Annotated in this window: 15 protein-coding genes and 1 pseudogene; 7 read left to right on the top strand and 9 right to left on the bottom strand. The window is 68.5% G+C overall.

Features of this window, described 5'->3' with window-relative positions; translation table 11 throughout:
* Positions 1–181 precede the first annotated feature (181 nt).
* Positions 182–388, bottom strand: a complete 207-nt coding sequence (locus tag INE98_RS03985) for a hypothetical protein (RefSeq protein ID WP_293536759.1) — start codon at positions 386–388, stop codon at positions 182–184.
* Positions 389–499: 111 nt separating this feature from the next.
* Between INE98_RS03985 and INE98_RS03980 the strand changes: the two genes are divergently transcribed.
* Entirely contained in the window at positions 500–1,120 is a 621-nt protein-coding gene (locus tag INE98_RS03980) for a TetR/AcrR family transcriptional regulator (protein ID WP_293536757.1), read from the top strand.
* A gap of 220 nt (positions 1,121–1,340) precedes the next feature.
* Here INE98_RS03980 and INE98_RS03975 read toward each other — a convergent pair whose 3' ends face one another.
* Complete coding sequence (locus INE98_RS03975; protein ID WP_293528224.1) at positions 1,341–1,793, bottom strand: Hsp20 family protein; 453 nt, start codon at positions 1,791–1,793, stop codon at positions 1,341–1,343.
* 214 nt (positions 1,794–2,007) lie between these two features.
* On the opposite strand from INE98_RS03975, the gene INE98_RS03970 reads away from it, so the two are divergent.
* Both INE98_RS03970 and INE98_RS03965 read left to right on the top strand, forming a co-directional pair.
* Complete coding sequence (locus INE98_RS03970) at positions 2,008–2,328, top strand: SCP2 sterol-binding domain-containing protein (protein WP_293536756.1); 321 nt, start codon at positions 2,008–2,010, stop codon at positions 2,326–2,328.
* 1 nt (position 2,329) lies between these two features.
* Positions 2,330–3,277, top strand: a complete 948-nt coding sequence (locus INE98_RS03965; RefSeq protein ID WP_293536754.1) for an alpha/beta fold hydrolase — start codon at positions 2,330–2,332, stop codon at positions 3,275–3,277.
* 51 nt (positions 3,278–3,328) lie between these two features.
* Here the strand turns inward: INE98_RS03965 and hisN are convergent, their stop codons facing one another.
* Both hisN and INE98_RS03955 read right to left on the bottom strand, forming a co-directional pair.
* Positions 3,329–4,141: a histidinol-phosphatase gene (hisN, locus tag INE98_RS03960; protein ID WP_293536752.1), complete on the bottom strand. Its 813-nt coding sequence runs from the start codon at positions 4,139–4,141 to the stop codon at positions 3,329–3,331.
* Between the two features lie 44 nt (positions 4,142–4,185).
* On the bottom strand, positions 4,186–4,449 hold the full coding sequence (locus INE98_RS03955; protein WP_367120162.1) for a helix-turn-helix domain-containing protein: 264 nt from the start codon (positions 4,447–4,449) through the stop codon (positions 4,186–4,188).
* Between the two features lie 138 nt (positions 4,450–4,587).
* Here INE98_RS03955 and INE98_RS03950 point away from each other — a divergent pair, with 138 nt between their 5' ends.
* Positions 4,588–5,514 carry a lysophospholipid acyltransferase family protein gene (locus INE98_RS03950; RefSeq protein ID WP_293536761.1) on the top strand — a complete coding sequence of 309 codons (927 nt, stop codon included), beginning with the start codon at positions 4,588–4,590 and terminating at the stop codon, positions 5,512–5,514.
* On the opposite strand, the gene INE98_RS03945 is transcribed toward INE98_RS03950, so the two are convergent.
* The 5 genes from INE98_RS03945 to INE98_RS03925 form a co-directional block, all read right to left on the bottom strand.
* A complete protein-coding gene (locus INE98_RS03945; protein WP_293536750.1) occupies positions 5,487–6,386 on the bottom strand; it encodes a M23 family metallopeptidase in 900 nt (299 codons plus the stop codon). The two genes, INE98_RS03950 and INE98_RS03945, sit on opposite strands and share 28 nt — an antisense overlap.
* Positions 6,365–6,580, bottom strand: a complete 216-nt coding sequence (locus INE98_RS03940; protein ID WP_293536748.1) for a DUF2093 domain-containing protein — start codon at positions 6,578–6,580, stop codon at positions 6,365–6,367. Before INE98_RS03940 ends, INE98_RS03945 begins: the two co-directional genes overlap by 22 nt.
* A gap of 45 nt (positions 6,581–6,625) precedes the next feature.
* A complete protein-coding gene (xseA, locus tag INE98_RS03935) occupies positions 6,626–8,032 on the bottom strand; it encodes an exodeoxyribonuclease VII large subunit (protein ID WP_293536746.1) in 1,407 nt (468 codons plus the stop codon).
* A gap of 89 nt (positions 8,033–8,121) precedes the next feature.
* Complete coding sequence (locus INE98_RS03930; protein ID WP_293536744.1) at positions 8,122–8,628, bottom strand: GcrA family cell cycle regulator; 507 nt, start codon at positions 8,626–8,628, stop codon at positions 8,122–8,124.
* 174 nt (positions 8,629–8,802) lie between these two features.
* On the bottom strand, positions 8,803–9,336 hold the full coding sequence (locus INE98_RS03925; protein WP_293536743.1) for a carboxymuconolactone decarboxylase family protein: 534 nt from the start codon (positions 9,334–9,336) through the stop codon (positions 8,803–8,805).
* Positions 9,337–9,443: 107 nt separating this feature from the next.
* On the opposite strand from INE98_RS03925, the gene INE98_RS03920 reads away from it, so the two are divergent.
* The 3 genes and pseudogenes from INE98_RS03920 to INE98_RS03910 form a co-directional block, all read left to right on the top strand.
* Positions 9,444–10,268, top strand: a complete 825-nt coding sequence (locus INE98_RS03920) for an ABC transporter permease (RefSeq protein WP_293536741.1) — start codon at positions 9,444–9,446, stop codon at positions 10,266–10,268.
* Positions 10,269–10,422: 154 nt separating this feature from the next.
* Positions 10,423–11,586, top strand: coding sequence for an aspartate aminotransferase family protein (locus tag INE98_RS03915; RefSeq protein ID WP_293536760.1), 1,164 nt, complete (start codon positions 10,423–10,425; stop codon positions 11,584–11,586).
* 28 nt (positions 11,587–11,614) lie between these two features.
* A pseudogene (locus INE98_RS03910) lies at positions 11,615–11,793 on the top strand (ornithine carbamoyltransferase); the annotation flags it as partial.

Here is an 11,793-nt window from a genome sequence, read left to right as displayed (position 1 = left end):
TTCGACAGGCTGGCACGCCACTACCTCGCCTTCATCCACATCGCCGCCTCGATACTCTGGATGCGCTGAATGTCGATTCGTCCTAGGGCATGTCCCGACCTGCAGGAGCCGATGGCCGCGAGGCGATCCGGGGCCGAGGGCGCTCGACTCCGCTGGCGTCGAGGTCGGGCGGGATTTCTGACTATGCGCGGCTCGACAGCCGATTGACCACCGGAGCTAGGCGCTTCCATTGCCACATGGCGGCGCCAGTCATGAGCAGGCCAACCGCCACCATGCGGGCCGCAGCCGTTGCCGCTGGGCTCTCGATGAGAGGCGAGAACACAAAGGCGCCCAGATAAAGCCCGCCGAGAATGTGCACAAAACGCAGGAACTTTCGGAGCTTAGGCATGGTGACAGGTTTCCGCAGATCAATGTGAGCGACAGTCACATACTCGAGTTGTGCGGGTCGGTTTGTCAAGCTAAATGTGAGCATTCATCACATAAAGCCGTCGTTGGGCGAATGACGAAGCGTAAAGGGTATCATCACGGCAATCTCCGGGCCGGCCTGGTCGCAGCGGGGTTGGAGTTGGTGCGAAAGGATGGCGCCTCGGCGCTGACGACGCGCGCCTGCGCACAGTGGAACGGCGTCTCCTCCTCCGCCGTGTTCCGGCATTTTCGCGATCGCCCGGCCCTTCTCAGAGCCGTCGCGGCGGAGGGCTTCGCCATGTTGGCGCGGACAACTGCGATCGATGATCCGGGCCTCACCCGTCAGGATCGTCTTCTCGCGATCGGCGGGGCCTACCTTCGCTTTGCGATCAATGAGCCGAACCTGTTCCGCCTGATGTATGGGGGCGACGCCCTGGACACGACCGACCCCAACCCCGACCCCGATCTCGAGGCGGCGGCGGATCCTCTGCTCGCACAAACGGCCCTTGCGGCGGGCGCCGAGGGCGATACGAGCGACCCTCGCACGCTTCTGGCCTGGAGCATTGTTCACGGGCTGGCGATGCTGACGCTCGACAATCAATTGGAGGGCCTCGTACCGAGCGATCCACGGGAGCGTGCGGAGCGGCTCGAAGCCATCCTCGTCCATGCCCTGCCCTTGTTCGCGGACGTCGGTCGCAGTGAGCGGAGGGGATGATGAAAGCTCTATCTGGTCGCTCCGGTCGCCGATGCCGGGAAAGAGCCTCGGCATGATCGCCCGTCGTGAATCCGGCGCGCTCGCCAGAGTCCAATGAGGAGGGGCGGGGCCGTTTGAAACTGAAGGCTCGGACGGGGTCAACCTGTTCAGAATCCTGACCACGTCCCACACGGGCGGCGTCCGAAGACGCCGCCCGCCGGACGTGCGGCTCTGTTAGCCGTCAGGCGGCCTTCTCACCCTCGATCAGCGGGGCGGCGCTGGTGGCGATCTCGATTCGCCTGGGCTTGAGCGCCTCAGGCAGCTCGCGCCGCAGGGCGATCGAGAGAAGGCCGTCGGCGAGCCGGGCCTCGGTCACGACCACGTAGTCCGCGAGCTGGAAACGGCGCTCGAAATCGCGCTCGGCAAGGCCGCGGTGGAGGAACCGGCGCTCGGCCTCATTGGCCGCCTTGCGACCCTGGACGGTGAGCAGGTTCTCCTTGACCTCGATGTTCAGCTCTTCGGGCCGGAAGCCGGCGACCGCGATCTCGATGCGGTAGGCGCTCTCGTCGGTCCGCTCAATGTTGTAGGGTGGGTAGCCGGCGGCCTGGTCGACCGAGGCGGATTCCAGAAGCTGGGCCAGACGGTCAAAGCCGACGACGGAGCGATAAAGGGGGGAAAAGTCGATCGTGCGCATGTGCGTTCACATCCTTCTTGTCGAAGCAAGGTTGCGTTTTGAGGGCGGACCTGTGCGCGCTGGAGCCTCGCACCGTCCGGAAGGCCCGGAATTCCAGCGCCTTCGTGGGGGAAATGGGGGCCGCGCCGGGAGGTTCAAGCCCCATGGCCGGCGCAGGGCGTTTACAAGCCGGCCGGCCAGCGGCATTGCAGGAGAGAAAGCGGGGGAGCTGCCCATGGATGGACTGGCGGAACTGACGGACAAGGTCCGGGCGCACTTCAGCGGCGGCGGCGCCGGGTTCGACCGGTCCATCCGTCTTGACCTCCGGGGCGAGGGCGTGATCCGCGTCGAGGGCGCCGAGGTGACCAACCTTCCCGACCCCGCGGACCTGGTCATCAGCGTCAGCCGCCGTGACCTTGAGGCCCTGGCGAAGGGGGAGCTGAACCCGATGACCGCCGCCATCACCGGGCGTCTGAAGGTGTCGGACATGGGACTGGCCATGTCCCTCATGACCCAGGTCAAGGCCCTCCTGGCCGCCCGGACCGGAGAGGCCTGACATGACCGAGACGGCGCCCCTGACAGCCCTGCCGGATTCTCCGGTCCCTCCCGGCGGCGGCGCGGAATGGTTCGAGGGGCAGGGCGGCGCGCGCCTGCGCGCCGCGCTCTTCCGCCCCGAAGGCCGACCGCGTGGCTCGGTCATCCTCTCCACCGGACGGACCGAGGCCATCGAGAAGTACTTCGAGGTGGTGTGCGACCTCCAGGCGCGAGGCTTTGTGGTCCTGGTCAACGAATGGCGCGGGCAGGGGCTGTCCCACCGCGACCTCCCCGACCGGCGCAAGGGCCATGCGCGGGGCGTGGAGCCCTTTCTCGCCGACTATCACGCCCTGCTGGTGGCCTTCGAGGCGCGTCTCCCGAAGCCCTGGATCGCCGCAGGTCACTCCATGGGCGGTTGCCTCACCCTGACCGCCCTGGCCCGGGGACAGGCGCGCCGATTCGCCGGCGCCGTACTCTGCGCCCCCATGCTGGGCCTGCGACTGCCGCGCTTCGCCCGCCTGCTGGTCGGCGTCCGGATGCTGGCCGGCGGAGCCGAGGGCTGGGCCCAGCCGCCTGGCGATCCCGCCGCCGAGTCCTTCGAGGGCAATGTCCTGACCCAAGATCCTGTGCGCTATCGCAGGAACAAGGACCTGCTCCGGGCCAATCCTGACCTCGCCCTCTCCTCGCCCACCTGGGGCTGGCTGGACTTCGCCCTGAAGACCATGGACTGGCTGTCTCGCCGGGAGAATCTCGCGAACGCGATCCTGCCGGTGGTCATCGTCTCCGCGGCCAGTGACCGACTGGTGGACGTCGCCGCCCAGTCCGTCATCGCCGGCCTGCTGCCGGACGGTCGCCTGGTCACCGTGGAGGGCGCCGAACACGAGATTCTGATGGAGACGGACCCCCTGCGCACCCAGTTCTGGACAGCCTTCGACGATCTTGCCGACCAGGTTGCGCCCCGGTACGCCTGACCCTCCGGCCCAGGTCCTCGCACCCTCTCCCGGGGGGGGGTGGGCGCGGGGCTAGTCCGCCGCCGGCGCCAGCAAGGGCAGGGCTTCCTCCAGACAGGCTGGGTCCCCGGCGATGGCGATCTGACCTCCGTTTAGGCCGATCGGTCGGCCGGCCCAGTCCGTGACGACTCCGCCGGCCCCCGCAAGCAGCGGCGCGGCCGCTTCGATGTCCCAGCACTTGCAGGCGCGGGATTCGATCACGAGGTCCATCACGCCCGCCGCGACCATGGCGTAGGCGTAGGCGTCGCAACCCAGGCGCGCTAGCCGGGCCGCCGCCCTGACCCGGGCCCATGCGGCCTGCTCGTCGGGCTCGAAATAGCCGGAAGGATCTGTGGTGGCGATAATCGCCTTGGAGAGGTCGCTGCAGGGCCGGACCCTGAGCGCCTGGCTGGTGTCGCCCCGGATGAGCCGGGAACCCGCCGGGGAACCCAGGAAGACCTCGCCCAGGTAGGGCTGGCCAATGGACGAGACCAGCGGCTGTCCCCGCCATCGGAGGCTGATCAGGGTGGTCCACAGAGGCAGGCCAGCGATGAAGGCTCGGGTCCCGTCCACGGGGTCGAGCACCCAGACGAACTCCGCGTCCGGCCGGTCCTCGCCGTACTCCTCACCGATCACCCCGTGCCCGGGAACGACCTCCGACAGCCGCCTGCGGATGGCGGCTTCGGCGCCCCGGTCGGCCTGGGTGACCGGATCAAACCCACCCGCACCGCCCTTGTCCTCCAGCCCGTGATCCGAACGGAAGAGGGGCAGTATGACCTCGGCGGAGAGCCGGTTGAGGTCGACGAGAAGGTCTTCGAGGTCTGCGATTCGGTCCGGGGTCGGCATGGCCCTGTCTACCGTCCGGCGGCCGGGAAGGTAAGGCGCCGCGCTCAGCTTGCGGTCTCGTCCATGTTGTCAGGCAGACCTTCAAAGAAGGCGAGCAGCGGCGTCCCTGTTGCCCGGGAGATTCTCCACAGCCGGGAGGCGGCGATCCGGTTGGCGCCGCTCTCATACTTCTGAATCTGCTGGAAACGCACGCCGCTGGCCAAGGCGAGCTGGTGCTGGGTCAGACCGATCTGGCGTCGGCGACGCCGGATCATGCGGCCGATGTGTGCGTCGATTACGACGTCCGGAGCGCGGGCGCTGTTAGACATGGGTGGCTCTCTATCCTCGGTTTCGCCCGTTCAGCGCCACTTGGGGTTGTGCCAAAATGGGAACCTTGCGCCTGATTCAGCAAGGCATGGGCCAGCCCCCCGATTGCAGTTGTACGTGAGGCCGCGCTATTGAGGGGTGTGACGGACCGGACACGACCCTCCCGGCTTCAGGATTTCGTCTGGCGCCTCGAAGCCTGGGCCTTCGACGCGGTGACCTTCCTGGCGCGCTGCTTTCCCATCGACGCCGTCTCCGACTTCGGCGCAGCCCTGGCGGGAGTCCTCGGGCCCCTGACTTCGACTCACAGGGTGGCCGAGACCAACATCCGGATCGCCTTTCCGGACCTGGATCCCGCCGGGGTGGATCGCCTCCTTGCGGCGCAGTGGCGGGCCCTTGGGCGCTGGGCGGCCGAGTTCCCGATCCTCGACAAGATCATCGCCGATCCTGCCCGGGTGGAGGTGGTCAATGGGGAGAGGCTAAGGGACATCGCGCGGAACAAAGAGAGCGTCGTGTTCATTTCGGGACACTTTTCCTCCATGGAGATCATGCCGGCGGTGATCATCCATGCGGGAGTCACCTGCCAGATCACCTATCGCGCGACGAACAATCCGCATGTGGACGCCCGCATCCGCCGCAGCCGGTTCCGCTATGGAGTCAGGCTGTTCGCGCCGAAGGGCGGGGATGGCGCACGGGAACTGATCCGGGCTCTCGGTCGGGGCGAGTGCGTGGCGCTGATGAATGACCAGAAATTCAACGGCGGCGTCCTCGCACCCCTGTTCGGCGTCGACTGCCACACCGCCCCCGGACCCTCAAGTTTCGCCCTTCGCTTCGGCATCCCCCTGGTCCCGATGTCGGTCCAGAGGCTGGAAAAGGCCCGTTTCCGGGTGATCGTGCATGATGACATCCGGCTCACCGACACCGGCGACCGGACCGCCGACATCGCTGCGGGCGTGCGTCGGGTGAACGCCTTCATGGAAGATCGGATACGGGATCGCCCGGACGAATGGTTCTGGGTCCACAGGCGTTGGCCGAACGAGGTCTACCGGCGGCGAAAGCCGAAGGCATAGGGCGCCCTGACGCCCAGCAGCAGCATCGGATCCAGCCGCCGGTCGCGCCACTTCATCCGCCAGCAGAGATGAGGCCCGGTGGCCCGACCCTCCTGGCCGACCAATCCGATGACCTGCCCGCGCTCCACCATCTGCCCTTCACGGACGCGGACTTCGGACTGGTGGAGATAGGCGGTTACCAGGCCCTGGCCATGATCGATCATGGTCAGTCCGCCCTCGAAGTGAAGGCCTGTTTCCGCGAAGCTGACCCGCCCGGGGGCCGGCGCCAGGATGGGGGCGCCTTCGGGCGCCGCGAGATCCGCCCCGTAGTGGGGAGCCATGGGGCGCCCGTTCAGAACCCGCTGGCCTCCGAAGCGGCCGGAAAGCCGGAAGCGCCGCAGGGGTCGGCTGAATCCCCCCGCGAAGTCCTCGGAATCCGCCCGGCTCGCCCACCCCTTCGCCTTCCGATCGGCCTCGGCGGCGATCCGGTCGAGCAGTTCGTCGCCTTCCGGCTGCACCTGCTGGGGCGGCAGCCCGTCGATCCGCTGAACGTCGAAGTCTCCAGGCGCCGCCTGTAGTCTCCGCACGGCCATCCGGCCCTCCGGGTCGGTGATCGCGAGTTCAAGGGAGAGAGGGCTGTCGCGGTCCAGGCCGACCAGGAACAGCCCGGAGGCGGAGGCGGGCCCTATGTCTTCGCCGTCGAGTTGGACCCGTGATCCCGGCCGGGTGCGTCCAATGAGGGTCCCGCCCTGCCGGGCCCGTCCCGAAAGGCGCACGCCCGGCCCGGCGGCGGCTGACGCATCGCCCGCGATCGCCGTCGCGCCGACCGAAGCCAGGGCGCCCAGCAAACTCCGCCTCGGGAGGAGGGGGGTCAGGGATTTACGGCGCGCCACCGGGCGAGGGCCTCCGCCGGACCGGCATAGGCCTCCTGGTGGACCGCGCTCCAGTAACGCAGGGCCTCCAGGGGAATGCGAACCCCGGATACGGCGCACAGGACAAACCGCCCGGGCCGCACAACCGTAAAGTCGCCATCCCCGAAGTTCAGCAGGGCGAGGTCTGCGCCGCCGGTGGTGTCAGGTGCGTTCATGAGGCGCTTTTAGCCCCTCCGGCCCGGGGCCGCAAAGGCTCCGCTTCAGAACAGGTCGCCCTGGCGCTGCGGTCCGCCGCCCGGAGGTTCGATCACCGCGCTGCGCTCGATATCGGCGAAGACCAGGCGGACGGGCTCTCCGGACCTCAGATCCGCACCCCTCCGGACAAGACCGCCGTCGGCCCGGTGCACCCGGGCGAACCCCCGGGCGAGGGGAGCCCCCGGATCCGCCGACTTCAGGCGCGCCGCCACCGCGACCAGTCTTTCCTCCGCCCTCGACACCCGACGCGACAGCGCCGGAACCAGCCGCTCGAAGATCCCGGCGAGGCGCTCCGATCCCGACGCCTGGGGCCGGGACAGGAGGCTGGGCTGGAGACGGCCGGAGATTCGGGCGAGCCGGGTCTCGTGCGCCCCGATGTTACGGATCAGACCCGACCCCAGACGACTCCGCGCCAGCCCCAGTCTCTGTTCGGCCAGTTCCACAAGGTCCGGCGCACGGGCCAGGCTGCGGCCCAGACCTTCCAGCCGACCCTGCCGGTCGCCGACGATCCGTCCGCCGCTGCGGTGGAGGCGCCCGGAGAGCTCAGCGACGCCTGCGCGGAGCTCGGAAAGGACGGGTGTCGCCATCTCGGCCGCTGCGGTGGGGGTGGGCGCCCGACGGTCGGAGACAAAATCGATCAGGGTCGTATCGGTCTCATGGCCGACGGCGGAGATCAGGGGAATCCGGCTCTCGGCGACCGTCCTTGCGAGGGCTTCGTCGTTGAAGGGCCACAGGTCCTCCACCGATCCCCCGCCGCGGGCCACGATGAGGACGTCCGGTCTGGGAATGTCCCCGCCCTCGGAGAGGTCATTGAACCCCCTGATGGCGCGCGCCACCTGGGCTGCCGCCGCCTCCCCCTGGACGACGACGGGCCAGACCAGCACCTGGCAGGGCCAGCGGTCCCGCAGGCGATGCAGGATGTCGCGGATGACCGCCCCCGTGGGCGAGGTGACGACGCCGACCACCGTGGGCATGGCCGGCAGAGGCTGCTTGCGCGACGCCTCGAAGAGTCCCTCCGACGCAAGCCGGGCCTTGAGGCGCTCCAGCTGGGCCAGAAGGGCGCCCACCCCCGCGGCCGTCATGGTTTCGATGACGATCTGGTACCGCGATCCCTGGGGGTAGGTGGTGATCCGACCCGTCACCACCACTTCCAGCCCCTGTTCCGGGCGGACGGACAGACCGCGCACCGAGCCCTTCCACACCACGCCGTCCAGGACAGCCCTTTCGTCCTTCAGCGAAAGGTAGACGTGACCGTTGGAATGGAAGGTGACCTTGGAGAGCTCACCGCGGAGCCGGACAAACCCGTACTGGTCTTCGAGGGTGCGCTTGAGGGCGAAGGCGAGCTCCGAGACCGAATAGGCCCGGGCGTTGTCCGCATCCGCCGGGAGGGTGTCGGGGTCCGTACCTGTCATGACTGGAAAGGGACGCGCCGAACGGACCGAGTGCAAGTCAAAAGACCGCCGGACCGCGGCGCGCCCCCCATCCCCAACGGATGCCGGGTCTAGATGTAGCGGCGAAGGCTGCGCGCGAGCTCATTGGCGCTGGAGCGCTTCTTGGCCTGGGCCGGCTGATAGGCGACCCGGGCGTGTTCGACGCAGTAGGGCCCGTCGGTGGCCCGGCGGCCGCAGAAGGTGAAGTCATCGCTGGAGGGGTCGCCGATCGGCCACTTGCACATGTGCGCGCCCAGGGTCAGGACGGTGGCGGCGCCGGGGGACTCCTCGACATAGCGCACCGGCGGCTGGGGCGGCGGGGCCGCAGCGGCCAGGGGTGGCGGGGCGATCCGCCGGGGCGGGGCGGGAGCCGCGGTCTGCCTCGCCGGCCTTGGCGCCTTGAAGGCCGGCCTTGCCGGCTTGGAAGGCGCGGCCCGCCCCGAGAGTCCTAGCCGGTGCACCTTGCCGATCACCGCATTGCGGGTCACGCCGCCCAGTTGCTTGGCGATCTGGCTGGCGGACAGGCCGTCCTGCCAGAGTTTCTTGAGCAGCTCGACCCGCTCGTCGGTCCAACCCATTGGTTCGCTCCACCATCCAGCCCGGCTTGAGCGCCCTGCGCCGCCGGGATCAATATCTTGTGTCGGAGCTTATTCCCAACCTCGCCCCTCCACAATATATCGTAACGGAAGCGCTACAGACCACAATCGGCGCCATGACGTCCATCCACAGGAACTAAATGTGGAGGCGGTGATTCAGATCGGGCAGGCGGCGACCTCAAGCTGCAGCAGGGCGAGCACCCGGCCGAAGCCGATGTACTGGCCCGCCATCATGGCCAACTCCAGGAACTCCTCGTCGGTAAAGAGCCGACGCATGTTCGCCACATCGTCATCGGAGATGTTGTGGTGATCTACGGCCATCTTCTCGGCGAAGTGGATGGCGGCGCGCTCGCGGGCGCTGAAGCCGGACTCATCGACCTTGTCCACGCCGGACGCGGCCTCTTCCTCGCTCACCACCTCGGGCGCCATGCGGACGGTCTTGCACAGGACGCAGCCGTTGAGGGTGGCGATGCGCAGGCGGATCAGTTCCTTCAGCCGGGGCGGGAGGACCCCCGCTCCGCCGGTGTGCCAGGGATGATAGAAGGCCTGGTAGGCCTGGACGAGGTCCCCGGCCGGGGCGAAGGCGCGGGCGAAATGGCGGCCAAGCCAGTTCTCGTCCGGCGTCGCGTCATGAATGGCCTTCATGTAGGGCGGCAGGCCCTCGGGCTCGATCAGGGGCAGGCGGGACATGGGGCGGTCTCCTGTTGTCTGGGCGCAAGGCTAGACGCGGACGCGCCGGGGGCAAGAGCCGACGAGAGCGCTTGCCACCGCTCGTGACCCGGCGCACATCATGGGCCATGACCGATACATCCCCGTCCCCGTCGCCTGTGATCCCCCCGGAGCCGCGGTCCTATCCCGGCTTTAACTGGGCGGGATTCCAGACCCTCTACATCCGCGAGATCATGCGGTTCTGGAAGGTGGGCATGCAGACCCTGGCCGCCCCCGTCGTGACCTCTCTCCTTTACATGATGGTGTTTGTCGTCGCCGCCCACGGCGCGCGTCCCCCGGTCCATGGGTACGACTTCGCCGCCTTCGTGGCGCCCGGGCTGGTGATGATGGCGATCCTGAACAACGCCTTCGCGAACTCCTCGTCCTCTCTGCTCCAGGCGAAGATGAACGGGCTGATCGGGGATTTCCTGACGCCGCCCCTGAGCCCGGCGGAGCATGTGGCGGCCTTTGGCCTGGGCGCGGCGACCCGGGGCGTTCTGGTGGGCGCCGTGACCGCCGCGGTGATCATCCCCTTCTCGCACCTTCCGGTCAGCCAGCCCTGGGCGATCCTCTACTTCGGCCTGGGCGCGGCCCTCATCCTGGGGCTCCTGGGGATCATGGGCGGGCTCTGGAGCGAGAAGTTCGACAACATGGCTGTGGTGACCAACTTCATCATCATGCCCATGACCTTCCTGTCGGGCACCTTCTACCTGGTGGAGCGCCTGCCCGAGCCCTTCCGGACCCTCAGCCACTTCAACCCATTCTTCTACCTGATCGACGGGTTCCGGTACGGCTTCCTCGGCTATGCGGAAGGCTCCGTCCTGGCCGGGGCGGTGATGACGGCGGGCCTCGTCGTGGCCCTGACCTGCGTCTGCCTCTGGATGTTCGACACCGGCTACAAGATCAAGAGCTGAGCCCGCAAACATTGACATTTCCGCCCGTCCGGCGGAGAACTCGGCCCCTTCCGGTCCCCGTCGCCCCGCGGCGGGGACGTTACGTTTTGGAGGGTTCCTGCTCGTGACCCAGAAGACGCAGCCCGAGGGCCTCAACGTTCCCGCCGACCACCTGATGGGCGTGTACAGCCGCACGCCCCTGGCGTTCGAGCGAGGCGAGGGCGTGCGTCTGTTCACTGCGGACGGCGAAGCCTACCTGGACGCCCTGGCCGGCATCGCCGTGAACGCCCTGGGCCACTCGCACCCCAAGCTCATCGCCGCCCTCAAGGCCCAGGCCGACAAGCTCTGGCATGTCTCCAACATCTTCACGATCCCCGAGCAGGTGAAGCTGGCCTCGGCCCTGACCGACGCCACCTTCGCCGACGTGGTCTTCTTCACGAACTCCGGGACCGAGGCCATCGAGTGCGCCATAAAGGCGGCCCGCAAGTTCCACTGGGCCCGGGGCCAGGAAGAGCGGATCGACATCATTGGCTTTGACGGCTCCTTCCATGGCCGGACCCTGGCCGCGGTGAACGCCTCGGGCAACGCCAGCTACCTGGAGGGCTTCGGGCCCCGCATGCCGGGCTTCCTCCAGCTGAAGTTCAGCGACCATGAGGCCCTGAAGGCCGCGATCGCCTCGCCGACCACCGCGGCGGTCATCCTGGAGCCCGTGCAGGGCGAGGGCGGGGCCCGGGCGGTTCCCGACTCCTGCCTGCGGGAGCTTCGCGCCCTGTGCGACCAGTACGGCGTCCTGCTGATCCTCGACGAGGTCCAGTGCGGCTTCTCGCGGACCGGCAAGCTGTTCGCTCACGAGTGGGCCGGGATCGAGCCCGACATCATGGCCGTGGCCAAGGCCCTCGGCGGCGGCTTCCCGGTCGGGGCCTGCCTGGCCACCGCCCGTGGCGCCTCGGGCATGACCCCGGGCTCGCATGGCTCCACATACGGCGGCAACCCGCTGGCCATGGCCGTCGGCCTCGCAGCGGTGGAGGAGCTCAGCTCGCCCGCCCTGCTGGACCATGTGGCGGAAGTGTCCGGCTATTTCACCCAGCAGCTCGAGGGCCTGAAGGCGCGCAATCCCGACGTGGTCGAGGAAATCCGCGGCCGGGGCCTGCTGATCGGCTTGAAGCTGAAGACGCCAAACCGCGAGTTCATGCAGCACGCCCGGGACGAGAAGCTGCTGATCGCCGGCGGCGGCGACAACTGCGTGCGCCTCCTGCCACCCCTGGTCATCTCGGTCGACGAGGTGCGCGAGGTGGTGGAGAAGCTTGACCGGGCCTGCGCCCGCGCCCGCGGGGCCTGAGGCGGCCATGTCTTCCCCTGAAGACGACATGAACCCGCCCGTGCGTCATTTCCTGGACCTCTGGTCCCTGGAGGCGACGACCCTGCGCCGGATCCTCGACGACGCCGCGGCCCGCAAGGCCGCGCGCGCCGGCTGGACCCAGGGCCGGGTCGACGCCGACGCGCCCGGCCGTGAGCGCACCCTGGCCATGATCTTCGAGAAGAACTC

The sequence above is a fragment of the Phenylobacterium sp. genome, from assembly GCF_020253645.1.
Lineage (GTDB): Bacteria > Pseudomonadota > Alphaproteobacteria > Caulobacterales > Caulobacteraceae > Phenylobacterium.
This window is presented reverse-complemented; position numbering and strand designations above follow the sequence as displayed.

Coding starts and splice junctions, on each gene's coding strand:
- INE98_RS03970 (WP_293536756.1), top strand. CDS start 2,008: ATGGATGGACTGGCGGAACTGACGGACAAGGTCCGGGCGCACTTCAGC.
- INE98_RS03930 (WP_293536744.1), bottom strand. CDS start 8,628: ATGGGTTGGACCGACGAGCGGGTCGAGCTGCTCAAGAAACTCTGGCAG.
- xseA (WP_293536746.1), bottom strand. CDS start 8,032: ATGACAGGTACGGACCCCGACACCCTCCCGGCGGATGCGGACAACGCC.
- INE98_RS03975 (WP_293528224.1), bottom strand. CDS start 1,793: ATGCGCACGATCGACTTTTCCCCCCTTTATCGCTCCGTCGTCGGCTTT.
- hisN (WP_293536752.1), bottom strand. CDS start 4,141: ATGCCGACCCCGGACCGAATCGCAGACCTCGAAGACCTTCTCGTCGAC.
- INE98_RS03965 (WP_293536754.1), top strand. CDS start 2,330: ATGACCGAGACGGCGCCCCTGACAGCCCTGCCGGATTCTCCGGTCCCT.
- INE98_RS03985 (WP_293536759.1), bottom strand. CDS start 388: ATGCCTAAGCTCCGAAAGTTCCTGCGTTTTGTGCACATTCTCGGCGGG.
- INE98_RS03915 (WP_293536760.1), top strand. CDS start 10,423: ATGGGCGTGTACAGCCGCACGCCCCTGGCGTTCGAGCGAGGCGAGGGC.
- INE98_RS03920 (WP_293536741.1), top strand. CDS start 9,444: ATGACCGATACATCCCCGTCCCCGTCGCCTGTGATCCCCCCGGAGCCG.
- INE98_RS03940 (WP_293536748.1), bottom strand. CDS start 6,580: ATGAACGCACCTGACACCACCGGCGGCGCAGACCTCGCCCTGCTGAAC.
- INE98_RS03980 (WP_293536757.1), top strand. CDS start 500: ATGACGAAGCGTAAAGGGTATCATCACGGCAATCTCCGGGCCGGCCTG.
- INE98_RS03925 (WP_293536743.1), bottom strand. CDS start 9,336: ATGTCCCGCCTGCCCCTGATCGAGCCCGAGGGCCTGCCGCCCTACATG.
- INE98_RS03955 (WP_367120162.1), bottom strand. CDS start 4,449: ATGTCTAACAGCGCCCGCGCTCCGGACGTCGTAATCGACGCACACATC.